The following is a 24,306-nucleotide window of genomic DNA, read 5'->3' as shown; positions in this document are numbered from 1 at the left end:
TTTAACTAACTCTTTGCGTATCTAAAAGTAAAAATGCTACTATTGTATTATCTTTAACTATTATATTCTCGCAAAGATTATAAACTAGTTGGATACCTCTACCATGATCTGCTAGCATATCACGATCTTTGGTGTAGTCTATCCCCTCGCCCTCATCTTTTACTTTTATCATACAATAGTCCCTATCCAGTAGCATGATGATATCAATTAGTTTTTCATAATTTTTTCTATTTCCATGCTTGTAAGAATTTGTGATAAGCTCATCTAAAACAAGTCTAATTTTAAAAATAATATCGTCATCATATTCTTGTTTTTTTAAAAATTCTATAATATTATCTCTAAATTCTTTTATTAAGTCTAGGTCACTATGTATAAGATTTCTTATAATCTCCATAGTTCTCTCCTTTATCTTCAATAATCTTATACCCAAAGATTATGAAAAAAACTGAATGTTTTATAAAAAATGTATTAAAATTCGTTAAAAGTGGTATAATATAAATGTAATAACAATGAAAGGAGACATTGGTATGAAATACGTATGTACAGCATGTGGATACATTTATGATCCAGCTGAAGGAGATGTTGATAACGGAATCGAAGCTGGTACAGAATTTGACCAACTTCCAGAAGATTGGGTTTGCCCAATTTGTGGAGTAGGCAAAGATATGTTCGAACCACAAGAATAATTCAAAAACGCAAGGGGCTTTTTTAAGCCTCTTTTTATTTTATAAACTTATAATTAAAAAATAAGCCCCCTTAGGACTTATTTGGTAACATTGTTTCGATTTTTTAATACTACAGTAATTGCTATTGCAAGAGAAATAATTAAAACTACAAAAACTCCAAGTGCCATTTTAAAAAATGGAGCTTCATTATCATCATTTGCAAGTTTTGGGGGTTTTTCTAGCGATGTACTTTTAGTAACCTTATAGTTTTTATTCCCTTCCTTGCTATCTTCTTTGTCATTTGGCTCAATCTCTAATACCAGGGTTTCGTTTTTTTGATCATAGATTGATACATCTTTGTTTATAGCAGTGTCATACGCTTCTTTTGATGTATTTTTAAGATTTTCATTTATCTTTTGGCTTGCTTCTCTTACTAAGGCTTCTTTTTCTTCAGTAGTTGCTGCATTTTCTATTTTCTTATTGTACTGTTCGACAATTTCTTTAGTAGTTTTTGCTAATTGTTTGCTTTCAGCCTTAGTAATTTTATCTGAAAGCATTACCTCTCCTACTAATTCCACAGCATTTTTGTAATTTTCTGCCCCTTTTGATGGCTTTTTTGTATCGGAACTACTAGGCTTAAGATTACTTTTAATAGCCTCAGTTCGCTCATTTAATTCCTTTAGTAAAGCATCAATTTCAGATTTTCTTTCAACATCTGCCTTGGTGGGGCTAGGTTTTTTATTTACAGTTTTTGCTTTGTTTGCAGGTTTTATTTCTTTTTTAGTTTCTGTTTTTTGACTTTCTTTGGCCTTTTGCTCTTCTCGGTATTTTTTATTTACTCTTTCGTTAACCTCAGTCGCTCTTGGGTCTACAGTCAGGCTAGGTGATGTATTATTTTTTGTTGTTACATTTTCTTTTTGCACTGGTCTTCTGCCGGCCGCTTTTTGTGGCTTTATTACTTCAGCTTTAACAGGTGGAAGTTCATGTTGATTTTCAATAGGTTCTTCTTCTGTAATGGTAATCTCATCCCCGCTTTTGATATCTGTTTGTGGGCTAGTCGGCTGATTTTGATCATCTGTACTAGCAAAGGATGGTCTGATAGAAAATAAAGCCACTAAAAGACAAAGAAACATTAAAGCTTTGTTTTTTGACTTCATATCATTCTCCATCCATAGTTCTTCACTATTATTTTACACTTATTTTCTACACATTTCAAACAAAAAGACGCCTTATAGCAAAGCGTCTTTCTTAATGTATGTGATTAATACTGGTTAGAATCACTGGTTAGATAAAATCCTTTACCAATAATTCTTGATGTATTTATAATAGTTATAAATGCTGATGGATCCACTCCCTTGATGTATCTTTTAAAAAGTGGTGCCTCTTTTGGTGAAAGCACAGATAAGAATACAAATCTGTGAATTCCTTTATAAAGTCCAACTCCATTCATAACTGTAGCAGATCTATTGAGCTCCCCACGTATGAATTTACCTACTTCATCTGGTTTTGTAGTAATAATTATAAATAACTTGTCAGTATTTAAGGACTGGATAATTACATCCACAAATATTCCTTTTAATAATAGTCCTAAAATAGAAAGCAAACCTATTTCTACATTAAAAATCCAAATAGAAGCTATGGTAAATACACTATCTACGCACAATAGAGCCTTTCCTACTTCTAGGGAAGAATATTTTTTTATAATCATTGCAATTATATCAGTCCCGCCGGAACTTGCCGCAAGATTAAATAATATTGCTGAGCCAAAGGCTGATATTAATAGGGTAAATATCAACTCCAAAAGCTTATTTGATGTTAATGGACCTGCAATTGGGAAAATATAATCTAAACCCAAGGCCGTCAACGAGTTTAAAATTGCGACATAACCAGTCCTTAGGGTAAAGTGCTTGCCCAAAACAAAGTAAGCAATTATTAGCAAGCTTACATTTATAAAAAGGGTAATTTGTGGTCGAGTAAATGGTACAAAAGTTGAAGCAATGATACTCATCCCCTCTACTCCACCAATTACAAATGAGTTTGGATATTTAAAAAAATGTGTTCCAAAAGCCATCAAAATGGCAGCAAAAGACATCATTAAATATCTTTGCAGTTCATCCATTGGATCGTGATTGTATTTAGCCTCTGCTCTTTTTTCAAAATAATCATTTACAAAATGAGTCGCAAAGGCTTTATTATCTTTCTTTTCCTGGCTATCTGATCCTGCCACAGCTATTTCTCCTTAAAAATAGAAATTAATTATTTGAGTAGTTATCAAAATATCCTTGTATTAAAACAATAGGTGTACCTTTATCTCCTGATCCAGATGTAAGATCGGCTAAAGAGCCTAGTAAATCTGTTATTTGTCTTGGAGTTGTTCCTAAAGTTTCGTTTTTGCCAACCAATTCCTTTGCTTTTTTGGAAATTCTATCAACCATTGCTGATGTTCTCTCTTCGATAGATAAATCAGCTAGCTCATTATCGGCAATATATTTTATCTTAATTTCGCTTGGTGTACCCTTAAGTCCATCTGTAAATGCAGGTGATACAATTGGATCAGCTAATTCCCAGATTTTACCAACTGGATCTTTAAAGGCTCCATCTCCATAAATCATTACTTCGATTTGTTTATTAAAATGAGCAATCAATTTTTTTTGTAAGTTTTTTACAAATTCTTCCCCATCTCTTGGGAAAAGTTTGACTTCATTTTCTGTTGATAAGTTTGAGCCTAATAGTCCATAATCTTTGTTAAATCCAGATCCATCCACCGGTTCGTTTAAGATTTCATCAAGTGATAGAATATTTTTTCCACCAGCTTCTTTTAATTGTCTTTTTATGATGTTTCTAGTGTGGATTGAACAAACCAAAACATCTTCAGCGAATTTTAAGCTATCTACTGGATTATTTAGAAAATGTATTTCAGAATTAGGAGCAATTTCTGTATATAATGATGGATAGTCCATACCAGTAAATGTGTGTTTGTAGTCCCCAGCTATTTTCCTAAATTCGTCTATATTTAAAACATCTTGATATGGATTAATATCACTATTAAATAAATCCATCTCATCCATTAGATAGTTTCCTACCTCATCTTGCATATGAAAGACAAATATGTAATTTTTTTCCAGAAAGCGCAATTGCCTTTAATAGTATAGAAAATCTATTTCTTGATAAAATAGGAAATAATACTACTAGTTCATCTGATTTAAATTTGTTATTAATATCTTTTGCTATTTGCTCTATTGTAGCGTAGTTGCCTTGAGCACGAGCAACAAGAGATTCTGTAACACATACTACATCTAAATCATTCATAGTAATGTCATGATTTTCACTTGCTTTTTTTACAGTATCAAAAACTATTTCTTCTAAGTTATCGCCTTTTTCAATAATTGGCGCGCGTAGTCCCAATGATCTTGTTCCAATAATTCTTTGCATTTTAAAGCCTCTCTTTCAGAAAAATTATACAACTTCTAAGCTAAATTTAAAAGATGCTAGAATCAACTTCTAGCATCAAACTTTGTATCGCACTTTGGACATCTTACTTTTATTTTCCCCTTTTTCTTTGGTATACGCAGCTTTTGTCCGCATTGAGGGCAAAAACGTATTTGTAATTTTTATCTCCCACAGTTTCGTTTTTAAATCCCTTAAAAGATTTTTTAATTGGATTTAGGAAAGCTTGCTTAAATTGGTTATTTTCAGCAATTCTTTTTTCCTTATTACTAGAGAAAAATCTAAAAATTGCATAAATTACATTTACAAGGGCCAAAATGTCCACAAATTGCGAATGAGTGAAATATGCTAGCAGGCTAAAAATAATTCCTAGCCATACTAAAAATATTCCGTACTCATCTATATTAAATCTATCTTTCATCAATATCCTCTACTAATTCTTTCATGATTTTACTTATATCTCCCTTTAATACAAAATTAGCCGCATTTTCCTTACCAGTGTCATCTTTATTTATTAAAATAAGTTTATTGCCATTATAAAAATCTATGAGACCCGCTGCAGGATAAACCGCAAGAGATGTACCGCCAATAATCAAAACATCAGCATGGGAAATTAAGTTTATAGCATGACTAATATTATCTTGGTTTAAACCCTCACCATAAAGGACTATGTCTGGGCGTACAATACCATCACATTTCGCACATCTTGGAGTAGCGGTAAATTTATTTACATAATCCAAATCATATTTCTCTCCGCAATTTGTACAATAGTGATCGTTTAATGTACCATGAAGTTCTATTACATTTTTACTGCCTGCTTTTTGATGTAAACCGTCTATATTTTGAGTAATTATTCCTTGAAGTTTACCCATTTTTTCAAGTTTTGCTAGGGCATAATGACAATAATTTGGCAAAATACCCTCTACCATAAGATTTTCCTTTACATATGTTGTAAACTCATCAGGATGATTTTCAAAAAACTCGTGGCTTAACATATATTCTGGTGAATAATTAGCGTTGTTTTTCTTATTATAAAGACCAGTTGCTGATCTAAAATCGGGCAAGCCAGAAGCTGTTGATACTCCTGCTCCACCAAAAAATACTATATTATTCGAATTTCTAATAATTTCTTTTATATCTTGCATTTTCTCTCCTAGGATAAGTCTAAATTATTCTTTATATTTTTTTGATTTACAAAAATTACAACTAATAGGGCTAAAAAATAATAAATTAACGGGCTGATATTTTTATATAGGCTAAGGCTGCCCACTGCAAATGGGAAGACAAATCCGTAATTTATAGGGCGGGCATGTTGGATTGCTCCATTAACTATCACAAAGGAAAAATATTTGCATACTAAAAATCCAAGCACAATGATTAATAAAATTAATCCCAGACCGTATAATTTACTTCCTGTAGCTTGATCAAATCTCTTTAGACTTTTAAAATAGAAAACAAATCCTCCTACTATAAGCATCCAAATAAGCCCCAAGGCGAAAAAATATACTATATCAGATGTAATTTTAAATCTTAGAGCCCACAAAAATATCAATAAAAAAAGCAAATTGATTATATAAAAAAATGCTAATTCAAATATTTTTGCCCAAATAATTTTTTTCTGTGCATTTGGTAGAGAAAACTTTAATAAGGCTCTTTCTGAGTCAAAATCTTTATTTATAGTAAAAACTATATAAAAAATATTAATTCCTAAAAAAAACACTGTAGCTAGGGAAAATATCCCATTTGCAAAAACGGGATCTGTCAGATAATTTGTCGACAAAAATCCATGTCCTAAAAAGCTTAGAGATATAAATATTATTTGCAGGATTATTAGTTTTCTTAAAAATCCTCTATTTGATTTTAAATCGTATTTTATAAACTTATTCATACTTATCCTAAATATATTTCATCATAGTAATCGTTAATATCCATTTGATTTTGTTCTCTAATCTCACGAGCCTTTCCAAAATCATGAACTTTACCGTTTGATAGGAAAATTACTTCATCAAATAGATTTTCCGTAAGGGCAATTTGGTGGGTAGATATTACAAAAGTTTTTTCATTTTCAAGCTTGTCGATAATAAGGTCAATTATTTTTGCAGCTGATATAGGATCTAGACCATCAAGTGGCTCATCAAAAATATATATTTCTGCATTTCTAGCTAAATTTAGACAAAGACCCAGTTTTTTGTAATCTCCTTTGGAAAGACTGCTAATCTTACTTTTTTTATTTAAATAAAAAAATTCTAAGATTTTATCAAAAAGCTCCTTATCAAATTCCTCATAAAAATCAGCGTACATATCCCTAGATTCTTTTACACTTTGATTTGGGTATAGAAATTTTTCATCTGGCAAATACGCAATCTTATTCTTATCTATATTTGCTATTTTTTGCTCATTAAGATTTATCTCTCCCTTATCTGGATGAATTAATCCTGCAAGAGCCTTTAATAATGTAGTTTTACCAGACCCATTTGGACCAAGAATACCAGTGATATTTCCTAAATTTATACTTAAAGTTATGTCATCTATGGCAATTAGATCTTCGTATTTTTTTGTGAAATTTTTAATCTCTATTGCTTTATCCATTTGCAATATTCCTTTGTCTTAGTATTTCAATGACTTCATCCATACTTACACCAATTTTATTTAAATTTTCTGTAAAATCATTTATATATGAGTGCAAAAATTCATCTTTTAGCCATAACACCCTATTTTCGTCTGCAGAAAATATATATGACTCGCCTTGTTTTTGGATGATTCCTTCTTTTTCTAGATCATCAAAAACATCTCTTACATAAGAAGGATTTACTTTAAACTTACTTGTAAAAAATTTTTTTTCAAAAAATGGATCTCCGTATTTTTTTCTACCAGATATTAGTTCCAAGGCTACAAAATCTTTTATTTCACTCTGTTTATTTTTATAAACCATTACTATGCTCCAAACTTACATTTGCATCATAATCTTTTACCGCATCGATAAAAACTGTTACAAGCTTTTCTCCATATTCGCCAAGATTTATAAACATATATCTATAATTAGTAATCTTTATCTCATAGTCAGTAGTTACCAAAAAATCATAAAGCGCATCTAGATTTTCCACATAATAATAAAAATCTATTTGATCATTTAAAAGCTTATAAAAGGTCTTTTGATCGGTAAAATTTTTTGCATCTAAAATTATCATTATTTTCCTCAATTTTGTTTACTTTTAATTTTGCTTATGGTATTATTATAACAGACTTCTCAAAAGAAAGGGGTCAAAATCTACTTTTGTAAACTTTTTTTTAAAAAACTTTTACAAAAACTTGACATTGTAAAAAAAAGGGTGTATACTTACATAGTAATCACTTAACGGGGTGTGGCGCAGCTTGGTAGCGCGCGTGTTTTGGGAACATGAGGTCGAAGGTTCGAATCCTTTCACCCCGACCATAATTAAAAAGCAGGATAAGCTGCTATTTTTTTTGCTCATTTTATATTTATTATTTACTTAACAATTAATTGTTGGTAACACTGGCTTTGAGAAGATGAGGCTCAAAGGTTCGAATCCTTTCATCCTGACCATAAATTTTACAAGCAGTGTGAACTGCTTATTTTTTTGCTTTTTTTATTTTGTTTATTTAAGATAATAATTAAATTTTGGTAGCGCTGGCTTTGAGAAGATGAGGCTCAAAAGTTTGAATCTTTTCACACCGACCATTGATTATTAAAGCAGTTCGATAAATGCTTATTTTTTTTACTTTTTTATATTGCTTATTTAATATACTAATTAAATGTTGGCAGCTCTTGGCTTTGAGAAGATGAGGCTCAAAAGTTTGAATCTTTTCACACCAACCATGATAGAATTAGTTTTATCTGATTATTTTTAATTTTGGCAAATAAAAACCCGGTAAGTTTTCCTTACCGGGTTTATTTATTTAATATGTTTCCATTTTATTAAATGTTTGTCCTGCCATTTCGCCTTGCTCTGCTACATTCAACGCTCCGTTTTCAAATTTCGCATTGATTGGTGTATCTACATTTACACCTTGGATTGTAAGGCTTACATCAGAACCATTTTCGCTCCATTTTCCTGTATGAACTCTTTGATCTAGTTTATATCTTAGTGTTCCATCAGATTTTAATGATAGCCTTGTGCCATTGCCTTGGTATTCACCGGCAACTCCGTCAGATTTTTCAAAGTATTTTGAAATATCTACTGATATAGAGTCTTCGATATTTAGTCCTGATAGGGCATTGTTGGCTCTTGATATTACTTCTTCTAAGAATGCAAATCCATAATATGGAATTTCATAATATGTGTAGTCATCTTCTACAAAGAATTTGTGGAAGATTTCGTTATCTGTTGTTATTGGCCCTTCTGTGTAGAATTTGCCATCTTCTGCCTTACTATCTTTTACATTTTGATATTCTACAAATGTATAGTAGCTAAAGTCATTTGTGTAACGACCTTCGTAGTCTTCTTTGGCTTTTACTTCATAAATTAGCATTACCCTGTTTTTAAGGTCTGCATTTGCATCTGAGCCTGTAATAGCTCCAAGATAATTTATTTCATTTATTTCTGTAAAAGATCTGCCGCCAAATGTTTCTTTAATCAATTGACCAGCATTATATTTTAATGTGCCTAATAATTCTTCATCAAGATTATCGATTGTTGATATGAATCCATCAGCTAAGTCTCCACTAGCCTCATCATTATTTTCATCTTCAGAATTTTCTTCATTATTTTGGCTATCTTCACCTGGAGCTGTAAATGTTTTATCGATTGGATTTAATCTTATACCATAAGAATTAAATAGTTCCTCTTCATCAAAGTTTAGGGAAATATTTACTTCTTCACCACTAGCAAGCTCACTGGTTTTGCTTGGTGCAATTTCAATATTTTTAAGATATTCTGGTGCATCTTCTCTAAAGCTTGCAGAAAGGGTAATATTTGGACTTTCGCCTTCAAAGTTTACATCCATATATTCAAATGGGTCTACAGACTCTTGAGTGATTAATCCATCTACAATTACTGATTTAATGGTGTTTGTAAACATAACATTGTAATCATCTGCAATTGCACTATCAGAAACATTGGCTACAACTGTGATTTCTTCACCGTTTGATAGATTACTATCCTTGCTGAATTGGAAATTTGTACTTTTTTCTAGGTCATCAACTAGTTGATTTGCTGGTGATGAGTATTGATCATTTTTTCTATCTTTATTTACATATGCAATATCATTGCCATAATCTGCTAGTAATTTTGATGTATTTAAAGTAGCACTTGGGCTTGCTGCTCCATCATCTCCGCTATAAGTTACATCAATGTACTGGCTAAGATCAATTTCTACTTCTTGAGCCGTACGGTTTTTAAGAAAGTATACTCCTGCAAGTGCTAGAGCTATGATTAAAAGTGGCAATAAATAAATCGGTTTGAATTTGAAAGGCTCTTTTTCATCTTTTGTAGGCTCTTCTTTTGTCTCATTTTCTATAGGATTTGCTAAGTTAGCTTTTTCATAGCTATTTAAATTTTGATTTTCACCCGTCACAGGCCTATTTGCAGCATTAGTTCTATCATCAGCCCTATAATCTTGATCTTCTGCTCTACTGTAAGATATTTTTGGTCCACCACCATTGATTTGTCTTGCAATTCTTGCTTCGACAAATTCATTTGGTATGTCATCATATCTTACCTTTTCATTTAAAGATTCATTTTTTTGATTATTATAACCTTCTGCCCTAGCTAAGTTTTGAGCAATTCGCATTTCACTTGAAAGATTTGTTTCTTTTGAAAATTGGTTAGGAATATAATTTTGATTTTGTTTTAGATTTGGATTTTTATCTTCAGAAATACTTTCGGTTTGCTTATGTAAGACCTTGTTTTGGACATAATCTGTTGGATTGTTTTTAGATGTTAAAGAGGGATTTCTTAAGTCTTTTCTTTGCCTATCCTCTACCGGATTATAACCATAATATGAAGGAGGGATTTGACTCTCATTTGCCATGTCTGGTTCAATTTTTTGATTTAAATGACTGTAATTATTGTCATTATCAAAAATTTCATCAGCGATTTTTTCTTCCTTAGGCTTAGGCTGAGTTTTTTTGCTAGTAAAAGAACTTATAAATCTTTGAATCTTGCTTTCTTTTTTACTTTTCTCTTCTGATTTTCTTTGATTTTCTATTAAGTTTTCTTTATTTTGTATCGATTCATAGGTAGATTTTTCTACTGGAGAAGCCTGTGCTTGTGGGGCCTCCGGATGAGCATGCGAAGTATCACTTTTTAGTTTGTGACCGCAAACCGGACAAAATCTCGCGCTATCATCTACCTTTGCACCGCAGTTAGTACAATTCATACTTGCTCCTTTTAAAGCTATATATTATAATATACAACTTTTTGACAAAAATATAAACCCTATTAAGGGCTTATACTTTCAAAATTTATATATTGTCTATAGCTAAATATGGCTTACCAGATGCTTTTGGTGCCTTTGATCTTCTTTGGAAAATTATCAGTATTAATAATGTTGCTACATATGGAATCATTGAGATAAATTCTATTGGCATACTTAGTCCTGATCCTCCAAGATATGTTGCTATTGATTGGGCAAGACCAAAAAATAAGGATCCTAAAAGCACTCCTTGTGGCTTCCAGTTACCAAAAATTACTGTTACTAGGGCAATATATCCTTGTCCTGCTATAAGTGATTGTGAAAAAGAACTTACAACCGCAAGGGCCATACTTGCTCCACCAAGTCCTGCCATAAAACCTGAGAAAATTACCGACCAGTAACGAGTTTTCTTTACAGAAATATTTAAAGTTTCTGCAGCTTTTGGGTGCTCTCCAACTGCTACTACCCTAAGTCCCCATTTAGTTTTATAAAGGAAAAGGTATAAAACAGCCACCATTATTAGGGCAATATAAACTGTTGCATATTGACCAAAAATATTTAAAATCACTTGGTTTCCTGATCCTCTAAATAGTCTTGGAATCTTGTTTTCTAGTGGGATTGATGGAGTTTGACTTGCTCCATCAAAAAATAATCTTCCTAAAAATAGTGCCAAACCAGGTCCTAGCGTATTAATAGCAATACCTGAGATAGTTTGATCTCCTCCTAGGGAAATTGAAATAAAAGCGTGAATTAGTCCAAATCCTGCTCCTGCAAGACCGCCTGCTAAAAACGCTAGCCAAGGATTTCCTAATTTATAGCCCACTGTAGCTCCAACAAGAGCACCAATTGTCATCATTCCTTCAAGTCCAATATTTACAACACCAGATTTTTCGCTCATCATACCGCCAAGTCCTGCAAAAAGTACTGGAGCAGCATTTGAAAAAGTATTTCCTATTATTAAAGCGAGCATTACTAAATTCATATTACTCCTCTTCTCTTTCTACAGTTTTTACTATGATATCTTCACCAGTTTCATTTATAACTCTTGGATTAGAGTTAGATTCGTTTTTAGATTTCTTTTTAATATCTTCATTAACTTTCTCGTTTTCTAAAGATTCTACTTTTTCATTATCAATAGTTTTTTGATTTATAATTTCTTTTTTATTATCAGCATCATCAATAGGCGCGTTTTTAACTACTTTTGTATCCGCCATTTGTTTTTTAGTATTTTTTCTATTTCTGCTTTTAGCACGGATAATTCTAAATACCAATGGTACAGCTGTAAATAGGATAATTGTACCAATTATTATGTTGATTAACTCTGTTGGCACTCCCATGACTCTTTGGATATTGCTACCTGCATATTTTAGTGAACCAAAAAATAATCCTGAGAAAATTACGCCGATTGGGTTATTTCCTGCTAGAAGCGAAACAGCTAATCCGTCAAATCCATAGTTATCCATAGCAGAAACTATAGAAAGAGCATAGGTAAATCCTAATATTTGTGTGACTCCAGCTAGGGCACAAATTGCTCCAGAAATTGCCATTGATTGGACAATTTTTTTGCCAGAGTCAATACCACCATATTCACTAGCCTCGCGGTTAAGACCCACTGCCTTTAGTTCATAACCAAGAACAGTTTTCTTTAAAATATACCAAACAACAATAACTGCAATGATTGCAAGTATTGTTCCAAAATGTATTGGAGCTTTAAAGAATTTTTTGAAAAATGGTCCGAAATTTTTAACCGTTGCTCTATCAAACATGGTTATTTTTGCACTATCTAGGACATCAAAAGAACCCATAGAATTTGGCTGTTGATATGCGTAGCCAATAAAGTTTTGGAAATAAAAGGCAATCCAGTTTAACATTATGGTTGAAATAACTTCATGAATGCCAAAATGCGCTTTGATAAAACCTGCAATAGCTCCATAAAGGGCCCCTGCTATCATTGCTATAATTATTGCAACAATTGGATGTAAGATTGGAGGAAGTGGTAATTTATAACCTACTAAAAATCCTACGACTGTACCAATTATAAATTGGCCCTCAGCTCCCATATTAAAAAGTCCTGTTTGAAAAGCAAAACACACACCAAGACCTGTTAAAATAATTGGAGTTGAGCTAACAATCGCCCATCCCATATTTCTTGGAGTCTTAAAAATCCCTTGAAATAAGGCTTTGTATCCTTCAATTGGATCATAGCCAGAGATGCTTAGAACAATTGCTCCTACTAAAAATCCTAATAATATTGAAATAAAGGTAAATAATAATTTGGAATTGTCGCGTGATTTTTTTTTCTTTACTTTAACTTGTTGTGTATTTTCCATTATTTTCCACCTGCCATTAATCTACCTAGTTCAAATTCGTCAGTTTGTTTAGGATCTTTCTCACCAACAATCTTGCCATCATAAATTACAAGAATCCTATCTGATAGGTCCATTACTTCATCTAACTCAAAGCTAATTAACAAAACAGCCTTGTTTGCATTTCTTAGTTCTACCAGATATTGGTGGATAAATTCAATAGCACCAACATCAAGTCCCCTTGTTGGTTGAGCTGCTATTAAGACATCAGGATTATTTGAAATCTCACGAGCAATAATTACTTTTTGCTGGTTACCACCTGAAAGAGCTACAGCTTTTTCATTTATATCATTTGGTCTAACATCAAATTTTTCTACAAGATTTCTGGCATTTTCATCTATATTTTTGAAATTTAATTTTCCTCTAGTAGAAAATGGCTCTTTATGAACATTTTCTAAGATAAGATTATTTTTTATCGGATATTCTAATACTAATCCGCGTTTTTGCCTATCTTCTGGTATAGAATTCATGCCGGTATCTAAAATATTTCTAGGACTTGTATTTGTGATATCTTTGCCATTTAGAGTAATTCTTCCACGATTTGACTTTGCCATACCAGTTAGACAGTCAATTAACTCGCTTTGACCATTGCCATCAACTCCAGCAATCCCCAAAATTTCTCCAGCACGAAGTTCCAAATCAAGGCCTTTTAAAATATCTACACCACGGCGGTCTTTTGCCCAAAGATCTTCTACTTTTAGAACAACTCCACCTGTTTCTTGAGCCTTTTTATCTACATTGAAGCTAACATTTCGACCAACCATTTTTTCGGCCAAAATATTTTCATCCACTTCTTTTACATTTAGTTTATCGATATATTCTCCACGTCTAATAATGGTACAATTATCAGCCATAGCCTTTATTTCTGCAAGCTTATGGGTGATGATTATTATTGACTTATCCATTTTTGTAAGTCTATTTATAATTACAATAAATTCGTTGATTTCTTGAGGAGTTAAAACTGCTGTTGGCTCATCAAATATTAAAATATCTGCTCCCCTATAAAGGGCCTTTAGGATTTCTACTCTTTGTTGTTGACCAACTGTAATGTCCTCAACCTTTGCATCTGGATCTATCATAAGTCCATACTCTTCGGACAATTTTGATATTTTTTCACGAGCAGTTTTTCTATCTAAAAACAGACCAGTGTCTTCTTCATAACCTAGAATAATATTTTCTGTAACTGTAAGAGGTTCTATTAACATAAAATGTTGATGAACCATTCCAATACCTGCATCTATGGCCATTTTAGGAGTCATATTTGAAAAAGTTTTGCCATTTATAGTAATAGTCCCATCACTTGGTGGGAACATCCCATACAAAATATTCATCAGTGTGGTTTTACCAGCACCATTTTCTCCTAAAAGAGCGTGTACTTCAGATTTGTGTAAATCAAAATTCACATTTGATAATACCTGCTTATCTCCAAAGGACTTGCTTATATTTTTCATAGATACTACAGGATTTTCATTTAAATGCTTATCCATAATATCCTCGCTTCTTTAGTGTATATACATAATAATATCATAAAACGTACTTTTATAGTATTATTTTTTTGCAAATAAAAAGACCCCACAAAAGAGGTCTTTATATTCTAAACTTATTTTTCAATCCAACCTTGATCGATTGCTTGTTCTTCATTTTCTGGAACTTCGATTTTGCCATCGATGATTTGTTGTTTAATTTCTTCTACTTTATCTTTAATTTCTTGGCTTACAATACCATTATCTGCGTATGCGATTGTTACTGCTTCACCGTCAGCTAGAGTAAATGTTTGTTCTCCGCCTTCAAATTTTCCTTGAGTATATTCGTCAATAATTTGTCTTACAGCATCACCAACACCTTTTACTGTTGATACTAGCATATTATCTGGTGCTTCGTCTTGTTGGTCACGGTCTACACCAACAACCCATTTATCATTTTCTTTTGCTGCTTCGATAACACCGATTCCAACACCACCTGCTGCGTGGAAGATAACATCTGCACCTTCTTGGTACATTCTATCTGCGATATTTTTACCTGCTGCTTGGTCATTAAAGCTGTTTGCGTATTGTACTTGAACTGTAATTGGTTCGCCTTTTTCGCGAGCTGCTTGTTCAACACCTGCTCTAAAACCATATTCAAATCTATCTACGATTACACCTTTGATACCACCTACAAATCCTACATTATTTGTTTCAGATTGCATACCTGCAATGTATCCTACTAAAAATGAGTTTTGGTGGTCAGCAAAAGTTACTCCAAGTAAGTTTTCTCTGTCATTTTCATTTGCATTGTCAATGATTACGTAGTTTTGTTCTGGGTTTTCTTCAGCTGCTTCATCTGTAGCTGGGAATAGTGCATATCCTACAGTAAGGATGATGTCTGATTCAGAATCAAGTGCGCTTTCAAGGTTTGGTACGAAGTCTGCTTCTTTGTGACTTTCGATGTAGTCAAATTTTGCACTGCCTTCTTCTTCGGCTTTTTGTAAACCTTCGTAAGCAGATTGGTTAAATGATTTATCATTTACTCCACCAAAGTCTGTTACCATTGTTAGGCTAACTTCTTCCCCTGTTGGATTAGCTGCTTTTTCTTCTTCATCTTTATCTTCTTCTGGAGCATCAGCTGTGTTTTCTTCTGTATTTTCAGTTTCTTCTGCTTTATCAGCTGTATCATCCGCTTTTTCTTCTACTTTTGTTTCATTATCTGCTGGTTCATTTTTAGCATTTTCTGTATTTGATCCACATGATGCTAATACTAGTGATAATGATAGTGCGGCTGCGATTGACATAAAGTTTTTAATTTTCATCTCTTCCTCCCAAAAAATTTTAATTTATGCCTTAATTTTATTACAATCAAGCTATTTTGTCTATAAATAATAAATTTTTAACTTATTTCTCTAAGTTAGAGAAAACTTATATTGTAAAAAAGACATTAAATTTTCGTAAAATAAACTTAATAAATGGTATATGAAAACTATTGCCATTTTTTGTCATACATGCTATACTTAATACAGAAAAGGTTTCCACAAATGCATATGATATAGAGAGCGGGTTTTAATTTTACTCGCTTTTTATATTTACGAGGAGGTTTGTATGAGAGATATTTTTGTGGCTGAATTAGTTGGTACTTTCCTACTAATTTTATTAGGTGATGGTGTTGTAGCAAATGTTTTGACCCGTAAATCTGGGATGTATGGTGGTGGCCCTTTACAAATCACCGTTGGATGGGCGCTTGGGGTTATGATACCAGCAGCTATATTTGGAGCTATGAGTGGTGCCCACTTTAACCCAGCTTTGACACTTGCCCTAGCTTATAATGGTGGAATTACTTGGGATACAGTTCCTTTTTATATAGCTGGTCAAATGCTAGGAGCCATGATAGGTGCACTTTTTGTTTACCTACTATATAAAGACCACTTTGAAGAAACTGTAAAGACCGAAGATCCTGCCGTAGTACGTGGATGTTTCTGTACAGCACCATCTATTAGAAACACAGGTCGCAACCTATTATCAGAAATCATGGGTACATTTGTGCTTGTATTTGCTATCCTTGGCTTTGCTAATGTGGCTGGAGCTAGTGATGTTGGCATAGATAAACTTTTTGTTTATGGACTTATCTTATCTATAGGTGTAAGTACCGGTGGTCTAACTGGTTATGCTATAAATCCTGCCCGTGACCTAGGTCCAAGAATTATGTATGCTATACTACCTTTTAGCAAGAAAGCTGATACTATGTGGGACTACTCATGGGTACCAGTAGTAGGGCCAATCATCGGAGCGTTTTTAGCAGTATTCTTATTTAATTTTGTATTTTAATTATTAATTGAAAATGTTATCATTTGATATATAATGTTTATAAGGAAATATCAGATGAGCTAGGGGCGAGTATACATTTTATACTTGCCTTTTGTGTTTTTTAAGAAAGAAGGAATTTATGTATGATGTATTAGTCATAGGTGCAGGAGTATCTGGAGCATCCATTGCCCGCCGCCTATCCAGATATAAATTAGATATAGCCATTGTAGAAAAAGCAAATGATGTCAGCATGGGAGCTAGCAAGGCTAACTCCGCTATCATCCACGGAGGATATGCAGAGCCCCACGATGAGCTTAGGGGTAGGATTTGCTATCCAGGACGTACCCAGTTTGAAGAATTAGAAAATGAATTGCACTTTGGTTTTGTAGCTAATGGATCCTTAGTTTTAGCCTTTGAAGAAGATGAAATCAAGACCTTAGAAAAACTTTATGATATGGGGATTGAAAATGGTCTACCAGATATGGAAATCATTGACCAAGATAAACTAAGAGAAATTGAGCCAAATGTATCAGATAATGCTATTGCTGCTCTTTGGTGCAAGGGTGCTGGAGTTTGTTCTCCTTATGAATATGTAGTAGCCCTTGTAGAAAACGCAGTAGCTAATGGTGCAGAATTATTTTTAAACTCAAGAGTGTCAGATATTTCAAAAGATGACGATTACTTTATAGTAAAAACAGAAGATGGCAAAGAATATCAGGCAAAATATGTAATAAATGCATCTGGCCTAGAAGGTGCAGTAGTTTCAGAAATGATTGCTCAAACAGATTTTGATATCCACCCTAGAAGCGGGGAATATTTGATATTCCAAAAGGGAACAGGAAAAAGATTAAATAACGTACTTTTCCAAGTACCAACAGAAAAATCAAAGGGAATCCTTGCAACAAGAACCTACCACAACAACTTGCTTTTAGGACCAGATGCCATTGATGAAGAAGAAATCGACCTATCAACTCACGAAGATAGGCTAATGTATATCTATGAAGAAGCCCAAAAATCTGTAAAAGAGGATGTAATAAATCTTAGAGAATTTATCAGATCCTTTACAGGATTGCGCCCAGCAAGCTCCACCCATGATTTTATAATTGAAGAATCAAATGTAGCTGGCTTTATAAATGTAGTAGGCATCCAATCACCAGGCATCACCGCCAGTCCAGAAATAGCAAAAATTGTTGAAAATATCCTAAAAGAATCTGGATTAAACTTAGAAGAAGACCCAGACTACAATCCAAACAGAGAACCAATCATCGAGTACAAAGAACTAGAAGATATGAATAAAATCAAAGACCGCCTAGACCTACCACTTGGCGATCCAGATAGGATTGTTTGTAGGTGTGAACAAGTCGCAGAAAAAACAATCCGAGATGCAATGAATCGTGGCATACCAGTAGAAACCCTAGATGCAGTAAAACGCAGGACTAGAGCCGGAATGGGCTTTTGCCAAGGCCAATTTTGCAAACCAAGAGTTCTAGAAGTAATGGAAGATGAACTAGGCAAAAAACTAATCGATGACCTATACGACTTTGAAAGAAACGAGCTATCAAGGCTAAATAAAAAAAGGGTTAATGAATTAATAAAAGAAATCCAAGAAACATCTCGTAAAGAGATTGAAGAAAAAGAAGAAGAATAAAAAATAGACCAAGTCTGAACTTGGTCTTTTTTTATTCCCTCTCATCTGTAGCAATGACATTTACTCCTGTATCTAGTACATTTGCTATTACTACATCTCCAATATGAACTGGAGCTTTTATTTCTGCATCGTTTATTTCTTTCATACAATCAAATATAAGCCCTTTTGGGATGGCTGTTTCTGTTTTTACGGGGACGCTGTAGGTTTTGCTGCCATCTACTTTTACAGTGGATGTTACCATTCTTTTTGGATCTTTTACTTCATCTCTTACGTAATTTTCGCCACGTTTGCAATTATTGCCTTCTATATTTGTTATTTCTTCGCCATCCATAGTTACTACTACTTGGCAACCCATGGGACAGTTTATGCAGGTAAATTGTTTTTTCATACTTCCTCCAATTTTACTGTGATTTGTTTGGTATTTGGATCTATGTCTTCTTTTTTAAGTCTTAGTAGTTCCATTTCTCCTGGGGCTAATACTCTTTTTTTGCGTTCTATGATGCATTTATCATCTGCATAAGCAGTAATTTTTCTAGATGGATATACGTTGTTTACTCTAAATTTGACTATTATTGAATCATCCATATTTTCATAGTCTATATATTGGGGCATTGTATATGATATTCCATCTCCAGCAATCATATCTATTTTGTTTTTTCCAGTAGTAGAGAACTCGCCTTTTATATATTTCGCTGCATTTACTGCTGCTTGTTCACTTTCTTCTGATACGAAGTCTACTAAATCGTGAACGTGGAGAACATTTCCTGCTGCAAATATGCCATCTACGCTGGTCATAAGTTTGTCAGAAACATATGCTCCCTTTGTTTTTCTATCTATTTTTATGTTTGCTTCTTGGGTTAGCTCATTTTCTGGTAGTAATCCTACGGAAAGCAATACTGTATCACATTCTACAAATTTTTTTGTGCCTTCGATTACTTTTAAGTTTTCATCTACTTTTGAAAGGTAAACTCCCTCTACCCTATCTGTTCCTTTTATGCCAGATATAGTTGTTGAGTAGTAGAGTGGGATGTCAAAATCGTGTAGACATTGGACAATATTTCTTTTTAGCCCTCCTGAAAATGGCATTATTTCTGCAACACATTCTACTTTTGCCCCTTCTAAAGTCATACGACGTGCCATGATTAGTCCTATGTCACCAGATCCTAGGATAACAACTTTTTTGCCTGGCAAATATCCATCAATATTTACTAATTTTTGGGCAGTTCCTGCACTGTATATTCCCGCTGGACGACTGCCTGGAGTATTTAAGGCACCTCTTGGTCTTTCACGACAACCCATAGCTAGGATTACTGCTTTTGGTTTTATTTCAAACATACCGTTTTCTTCATTCATTAGTAAAACTGATTTGTCTTCACGTAGCTCTAGTACTATGGTGTTCATCATGATGTCAATGTCACGAGCCATGGCTTCTTTTATAAATCTTTGAGCATATTCTGGGCCGGCTAATTCTTCTTTAAATCTTTGCAAACCAAATCCATTGTGGATACATTGGTTTAATATTCCACCTAGTTTGTCATCACGTTCTACAACTAGGATATTTTCTACTCCCTCATCATAGGCTTTTACTGCTGCAGAAAGTCCAGCAGGACCACCACCTATTATTACTAAATCATATTCGCGCATTTATCTCTCCTTACTTAGCTCTTTTTTCAATGTAGTAGGAATTGTTACCTTTTTTGGTAATTTCTTCTTCAACTACGCCTAGTTCACGTGCCAAAATTTCGATAATTGATGGCAAGCAGAATCCTCCTTGGCATCTGCCAGCTGTTGCACGAACACGTCTTTTTACACCATCTACTGTTGTTGCTCCAAGTGGGCGGTTAATTGCATCTACAATTTCGCCTTCTGTGACTTTTTCACATCTGCAAATAATTTTGCCGTAAAGTGGATTTTCTTTTATAAGCTCATTGTGGGCTGATGTTTCCATTTCGCTTGTTTTTGGAATTGGATTTCTGCCTGGCTTAAATTCTTTATTTTCTGCTAAGTCTAGGGATTCTTTTACTAAATTTGCCATATATTTTCCAATGGCTGGTGCTGAGGTAAGTCCTGGGGACTCGATACCAACACAATCAAAAAATCCTTTTTGGCTTTCTTCTAGGATAAAATCTCCACCTGATTCGTGGGCTCTGTTTCCAGAAAATGAAGTGATTACTTGGCGAACCGGTACATTTTCTACTGTATCTTCTACTTTTTCTATTACTTCTTCTATTCTTTCTTGGGTTGTCACAGTATCTGCTTTGTCATCTACAAAATCAGAGGTTGGTCCGATTAATGTATTTCCATCAATAGTAGGAGTTACTAGGATTCCCTTTCCTTTTTCTGTCGGCAAATTAAATAGTACATGATTTACAAATCCTCGTGTTGCTTTATCCAAAAGTAAATATTCTCCACGGCGGGCTCTCACTTCAAATTTGTTGTCATTTAATAATTGGTTGTGGATAGCATCTGAGTATAGACCTGCTGCATTTACTACTGCACGAGTTTCGATTTCTTCGCCATCTTGGCTGATCAAAACGTAATGGTCATCGATTTTTTCAATTTTTGTAATTTCTGTATTAAACTTATAGTCTACTCCATTTAGGTTTGAGCCTTCTGCATAGGCAATATTCATTAAAAATGGATCGACGATTCCTGCCTCTTCGCAAAGCAAAGCTGCATATACATCTTTTTCTACATTTGGCTCCATGGCAAGGATTTCTTCATTATAAATAATTTTCATCCCTCCAACGCCATTTTCTATCCCCTGATCATAAAGCGCTTGAAGTTTTGGAAAATTTTCTTTTTTGTGGCAAAGCACTAGGGTGCCTATTCTCTCATATGGAAAGTCTAATTCTTTTGCTAGTTCTTCCATCATGTGGTTACCTTCTACATTCATTTTTGCTTTCATAGATCCAGGTACTGCATCGTAACCACCGTGGCAGATTCCTGAGTTTGCCTTACTGGTTTCTTCGCAAACATCTGAGTGTTTTTCTACTACTAAGAAATCACCCTCATATTTGGATAAATTGTAGGCTACAGATGTGCCTGTCACACCTGCACCAATTATTACAACATCTTTCATTATTTTCTCCTTTATGTACTAAATAAAAAAGAGCTACTTTGCATGGTACTTTTGGGTAAAGTACGCCTATATCTATCAAAGTAACTCTTTTCTCTAAAATATTTTGCTGTATATCGTTATTCTACTTCAAATCTTTTGCCCAGTCCACTGATCTTGAGATAGCTTTTTGCCAGTTGTAGTCTTTTTTATCTCTTTCTTCTTTGCTGATTTCTGGTGTGAAGACTTTATCGATTTGACGATTTTCTATAATTTCATCTAGATTTGTGAAATAATCCACTGCAAGTCCTGCTAGATATGCAGCACCTAGGGCTGTTGTTTCAAGTGTTTTTGGTCTTTCTACACTTGTTTGGATCATATCAGATTGGAATTGCATTAGAAAGTTATTTGCACTTGCTCCACCATCTACTTTTAGCTCTTTTAATTCATTTCCTGAATCGATTGACATTGCTGAAAGTACATCATTTGTTAGATATGCAAGAGATTCTAATGTTGCACGGACAATATGATATTTGCTAGTTCCTCTTGTAATACCAACTATTGTTCCACGAGCGTATGGATCCCAGTATGGAGCACCCAGTCCTGTAAATGCAGGCACAACATAGCAACCATCTGTATCATCTACTTTTGTTGCAAGATATTCTGTATCATCTGATGCATCTACTATTCTTAATTCATCTCTTAGCCATTGGATAGCAGATCCAGCTACGAAGATAGAACCTTCTAGGGCGTAGTTTACTTTTCCATCTTCAAGTCCCCAAGCAATTGTAGTTATTAGACCGTTATCACTTTTTACTGCTTCTTCACCTGTATTCATTAGTAAGAAAGCACCTGTTCCGTAAGTATTTTTTGCCTCTCCTGGATTAAAACAAGTTTGACCAAATAAGGCTGCTTGTTGGTCTCCAGCAATTCCTGCAATTGGAATTGGTGAACCAAATAATCTTTCGCTAGTTTCTCCATAAACATATGAAGATGGTTTTACATCTGGTAGCATGCATTTTGGAATATTCAGCATTTCTAATAATTCATCATCCCATTCTAAAGTATGGATATTATAAAGCATGGTTCTTGATGCATTTGTGTAGTCTGTGATGTGAACTTCACCACGGGTTAGATTATATACTAACCATGTATCTACTGTACCAAATAACAATTCGCCATTTTCTGCTCTTTTTTGACCATTTTCTATATTATCAAGTATCCATCTAATTTTTGTCCCTGAAAAGTATGGGTCAACTACAAGTCCAGTTTTTTCTTTTATCATCTTGCCATAGCCATCTTCTACAAGTTTATCAGCCATTTCAGCTGTACGACGACATTGCCAAACGATTGCATTATATACAGGACGACCTGTTTCTTTTTCCCAAACAATAGTTGTCTCACGTTGATTAGTAATGCCGATAGCCGCAATTTCAGATGCATCAATATTTTCTTTTGCCATAGCTTCTGTACAAACTCCTAGTTGAGTTGACCAGATTTCTGATGGGTCATGCTCTACCCAGCCTGGTTTAGGAAAATGTTGGGTAAATTCTTTTTGAGCAACAGAGATGATTTCACCTTTTTTGTTAAAAATAATCGCTCTATTGCTGGTTGTACCAGCATCCAAGGCCATGATGTAATCTTTCATAATATCCTCCTAGATTTGCTACATTTGCCATATATTATAATTTGATGATGAGATTGCAAGGGAGCCTGAGTTTAGTGCAGCCATTACCTCTTCCTTTGAAGAAATCAGCCCACCTGCAACAAGTGGAATATTAGTTCGCTTTTTGATATCTTTTATGATATTTGGCATGACGCCCGGCAGGATTTCTATGATATCGCAATTGATATCTTTTATGGTCTGTTTCATATTTTCATAACTCATGCTATCAAATACAAAAAATCTTAAAACTGCAAATAAACCAAGTTTTCTAGCATAAATAACGTTTGCAGGTTTGGTAGAAATAATGCCATCGGCCTCAGTATATCTTTTTATAAAGCTTGCTGCATAAGTAGAGCTTGACAGACCCTCGATAAGATCTTCGTGAACTATTACAATCTTGCCATTATCTTTTAGTTTTTTAACAATAGTAGGGATAGATTCAAGGTTTCCATACAAAACAAATACAATTTTGTTATCGCTTTGCATACATTTGTTAAAATCTTTATTATTTTTTATTGCCATAATGACAGGATTTGAATAAAGCTCTTCGAAAATACTTTCGCTTTCCATAAATCCTCCTAATAATAGACAAAACGAGCCCATAAATTTCATCCGGCTCGTCCTCATCACCTATATTATTATAATCATACTTTATCATAATCTGTTATTGATTGCAAATATTTTCCTTAAAACTTTAGCCTAGAAGTTTTGTTTGCCTTCGGTTACCCCGTCGCTTGATAAAACTTTTGGAATTGTCTTTAAAAATATCTTTAAATCATTGATAAATGTAATATCTAAGGCATACATTCCATCTGTTTGGGCTTTAAGTTTTGGGGATAGATTGTCCCTGCCAGATATTTGTGAAAGCCCTGTAATACCTGGTTTTGCAATGTATGCTCCATTTTCTGCTCTTAGATCTAAAAGTTCTTTTTCTTTTAAAATAACTGGTCTTGGACCTATAAAGCTCATTTCGCCCCTTAGGATATTTATTAATTGTGGAAGTTCATCTAGGGATGTTTTTCTTAAAAATTTGCCAAGTGGGGTTATAAAATCTTCTGGGTTTTCAAGCTCCCATGTGGAAGCGTTTTTTGGAGCAGTCATTTTCATAGACCTAAATTTGTAGCATAGGAAAGGCTCATTAAAAACTCCCGCCCTTTCTTGCTTAAAATATACTGTTCCGTCTGGTTCTTCTATCTTTGAAATTATTGCAATTATCAAAAATACAGGACTAAGAAGGATTAGTAGTATTAAAGCAAATAAAAAATCCAGTATGTTTTTTATATATTTTTGATACATATAATCCTC

Annotated in this window: 22 protein-coding genes, 1 tRNA gene and 2 pseudogenes; 4 read left to right on the top strand and 21 right to left on the bottom strand. The window is 33.7% G+C overall.

All coding sequences use genetic code 11. The annotated features are described in order from the left end of the window. Position 1: 1 nt before the first annotated feature. Positions 2–394 (bottom strand): ATP-binding protein, encoded by a 393-nt coding sequence (locus tag ACKRLN_RS00725; RefSeq protein ID WP_203127262.1) that lies wholly within the window; start codon positions 392–394, stop codon positions 2–4. A gap of 133 nt (positions 395–527) precedes the next feature. Between ACKRLN_RS00725 and rd the strand changes: the two genes are divergently transcribed. Next, on the top strand, positions 528–686 hold the full coding sequence (gene rd, locus ACKRLN_RS00720) for a rubredoxin (RefSeq protein ID WP_101540267.1): 159 nt from the start codon (positions 528–530) through the stop codon (positions 684–686). Positions 687–763: 77 nt separating this feature from the next. Here the strand turns inward: rd and ACKRLN_RS00715 are convergent, their stop codons facing one another. From ACKRLN_RS00715 to ACKRLN_RS00675, 9 genes and pseudogenes are all read right to left on the bottom strand, one after another. After that, positions 764–1,822: a hypothetical protein gene (locus ACKRLN_RS00715; protein ID WP_203127261.1), complete on the bottom strand. Its 1,059-nt coding sequence runs from the start codon at positions 1,820–1,822 to the stop codon at positions 764–766. 104 nt (positions 1,823–1,926) lie between these two features. Then, positions 1,927–2,892 (bottom strand): YitT family protein, encoded by a 966-nt coding sequence (locus ACKRLN_RS00710; RefSeq protein WP_296141704.1) that lies wholly within the window; start codon positions 2,890–2,892, stop codon positions 1,927–1,929. A gap of 25 nt (positions 2,893–2,917) precedes the next feature. Continuing rightward, positions 2,918–4,097 (bottom strand): annotated as a pseudogene (locus tag ACKRLN_RS00705) (coenzyme F420-0:L-glutamate ligase). 109 nt (positions 4,098–4,206) lie between these two features. After that, the gene (locus ACKRLN_RS00700; protein WP_416334945.1) at positions 4,207–4,533 is read right to left on the bottom strand and encodes a hypothetical protein; all 327 of its coding nucleotides are present in this window, start codon (positions 4,531–4,533) and stop codon (positions 4,207–4,209) included. Continuing rightward, positions 4,523–5,257, bottom strand: a complete 735-nt coding sequence (locus ACKRLN_RS00695; protein WP_203127258.1) for an NAD-dependent protein deacylase — start codon at positions 5,255–5,257, stop codon at positions 4,523–4,525. Before ACKRLN_RS00695 ends, ACKRLN_RS00700 begins: the two co-directional genes overlap by 11 nt. 8 nt (positions 5,258–5,265) lie before the next feature. After that, a complete protein-coding gene (locus ACKRLN_RS00690; RefSeq protein WP_416334944.1) occupies positions 5,266–6,000 on the bottom strand; it encodes a hypothetical protein in 735 nt (244 codons plus the stop codon). A gap of 2 nt (positions 6,001–6,002) precedes the next feature. Next, positions 6,003–6,701 carry an ABC transporter ATP-binding protein gene (locus ACKRLN_RS00685; RefSeq protein WP_203127256.1) on the bottom strand — a complete coding sequence of 233 codons (699 nt, stop codon included), beginning with the start codon at positions 6,699–6,701 and terminating at the stop codon, positions 6,003–6,005. After that, positions 6,694–7,044 carry a GntR family transcriptional regulator gene (locus ACKRLN_RS00680; RefSeq protein WP_296141711.1) on the bottom strand — a complete coding sequence of 117 codons (351 nt, stop codon included), beginning with the start codon at positions 7,042–7,044 and terminating at the stop codon, positions 6,694–6,696. Before ACKRLN_RS00680 ends, ACKRLN_RS00685 begins: the two co-directional genes overlap by 8 nt. Further along, positions 7,034–7,300: a barstar family protein gene (locus tag ACKRLN_RS00675; protein WP_296141713.1), complete on the bottom strand. Its 267-nt coding sequence runs from the start codon at positions 7,298–7,300 to the stop codon at positions 7,034–7,036. Before ACKRLN_RS00675 ends, ACKRLN_RS00680 begins: the two co-directional genes overlap by 11 nt. 168 nt (positions 7,301–7,468) lie before the next feature. Between ACKRLN_RS00675 and ACKRLN_RS00670 the strand changes: the two genes are divergently transcribed. Continuing rightward, a tRNA-Pro gene (locus ACKRLN_RS00670) sits at positions 7,469–7,545 on the top strand. A 485-nt stretch (positions 7,546–8,030) separates the two neighbouring features. On the opposite strand, the gene ACKRLN_RS00665 is transcribed toward ACKRLN_RS00670, so the two are convergent. From ACKRLN_RS00665 to ACKRLN_RS00645, 5 genes and pseudogenes are all read right to left on the bottom strand, one after another. Beyond that, a complete protein-coding gene (locus ACKRLN_RS00665; protein WP_416334943.1) occupies positions 8,031–10,451 on the bottom strand; it encodes a zinc-ribbon domain-containing protein in 2,421 nt (806 codons plus the stop codon). An 85-nt stretch (positions 10,452–10,536) separates the two neighbouring features. Further along, positions 10,537–11,469, bottom strand: a complete 933-nt coding sequence (locus tag ACKRLN_RS00660; RefSeq protein WP_295883867.1) for an ABC transporter permease — start codon at positions 11,467–11,469, stop codon at positions 10,537–10,539. A 241-nt stretch (positions 11,470–11,710) separates the two neighbouring features. After that, a pseudogene (locus tag ACKRLN_RS00655) lies at positions 11,711–12,817 on the bottom strand (ABC transporter permease); the annotation flags it as partial. Beyond that, positions 12,817–14,340 (bottom strand): ABC transporter ATP-binding protein, encoded by a 1,524-nt coding sequence (locus tag ACKRLN_RS00650; RefSeq protein WP_296141715.1) that lies wholly within the window; start codon positions 14,338–14,340, stop codon positions 12,817–12,819. The gene ACKRLN_RS00650 and the pseudogene ACKRLN_RS00655, both read right to left, overlap by 1 nt. A 113-nt stretch (positions 14,341–14,453) precedes the next feature. Continuing rightward, complete coding sequence (locus ACKRLN_RS00645) at positions 14,454–15,641, bottom strand: BMP family lipoprotein (protein WP_295883872.1); 1,188 nt, start codon at positions 15,639–15,641, stop codon at positions 14,454–14,456. A gap of 286 nt (positions 15,642–15,927) precedes the next feature. On the opposite strand from ACKRLN_RS00645, the gene ACKRLN_RS00640 reads away from it, so the two are divergent. Further along, complete coding sequence (locus ACKRLN_RS00640) at positions 15,928–16,650, top strand: MIP/aquaporin family protein (RefSeq protein ID WP_295883875.1); 723 nt, start codon at positions 15,928–15,930, stop codon at positions 16,648–16,650. Between the two features lie 118 nt (positions 16,651–16,768). Beyond that, positions 16,769–18,277 (top strand): NAD(P)/FAD-dependent oxidoreductase, encoded by a 1,509-nt coding sequence (locus ACKRLN_RS00635; protein WP_416334942.1) that lies wholly within the window; start codon positions 16,769–16,771, stop codon positions 18,275–18,277. A 31-nt stretch (positions 18,278–18,308) separates the two neighbouring features. On the opposite strand, the gene ACKRLN_RS00630 is transcribed toward ACKRLN_RS00635, so the two are convergent. From ACKRLN_RS00630 to ACKRLN_RS00605, 6 genes are all read right to left on the bottom strand, one after another. Next, positions 18,309–18,665: a DUF1667 domain-containing protein gene (locus tag ACKRLN_RS00630; RefSeq protein ID WP_416334941.1), complete on the bottom strand. Its 357-nt coding sequence runs from the start codon at positions 18,663–18,665 to the stop codon at positions 18,309–18,311. After that, positions 18,662–19,921 carry an NAD(P)/FAD-dependent oxidoreductase gene (locus tag ACKRLN_RS00625; RefSeq protein ID WP_296141721.1) on the bottom strand — a complete coding sequence of 420 codons (1,260 nt, stop codon included), beginning with the start codon at positions 19,919–19,921 and terminating at the stop codon, positions 18,662–18,664. Before ACKRLN_RS00625 ends, ACKRLN_RS00630 begins: the two co-directional genes overlap by 4 nt. Positions 19,922–19,931: 10 nt before the next feature. Continuing rightward, positions 19,932–21,359 (bottom strand): NAD(P)/FAD-dependent oxidoreductase, encoded by a 1,428-nt coding sequence (locus ACKRLN_RS00620; protein ID WP_416334940.1) that lies wholly within the window; start codon positions 21,357–21,359, stop codon positions 19,932–19,934. 121 nt (positions 21,360–21,480) lie between these two features. Beyond that, the gene (gene glpK, locus ACKRLN_RS00615; RefSeq protein ID WP_296141725.1) at positions 21,481–22,983 is read right to left on the bottom strand and encodes a glycerol kinase GlpK; all 1,503 of its coding nucleotides are present in this window, start codon (positions 22,981–22,983) and stop codon (positions 21,481–21,483) included. Between the two features lie 18 nt (positions 22,984–23,001). Beyond that, entirely contained in the window at positions 23,002–23,571 is a 570-nt protein-coding gene (locus ACKRLN_RS00610) for a glycerol-3-phosphate responsive antiterminator (protein ID WP_295883891.1), read from the bottom strand. A 129-nt stretch (positions 23,572–23,700) separates the two neighbouring features. Beyond that, positions 23,701–24,297 (bottom strand): sugar transferase, encoded by a 597-nt coding sequence (locus ACKRLN_RS00605; RefSeq protein ID WP_296141727.1) that lies wholly within the window; start codon positions 24,295–24,297, stop codon positions 23,701–23,703. Positions 24,298–24,306: the final 9 nt, after the last annotated feature.

It is taken from the genome of Anaerococcus sp. AH8042_DFU013_CI05 (genome assembly GCF_047936775.1).
Classification (GTDB): domain Bacteria; phylum Bacillota; class Clostridia; order Tissierellales; family Peptoniphilaceae; genus Anaerococcus.
The sequence above is the reverse complement of the archived record's forward strand: the minus strand, read 5'-3'. Positions and strand labels throughout refer to the sequence as shown.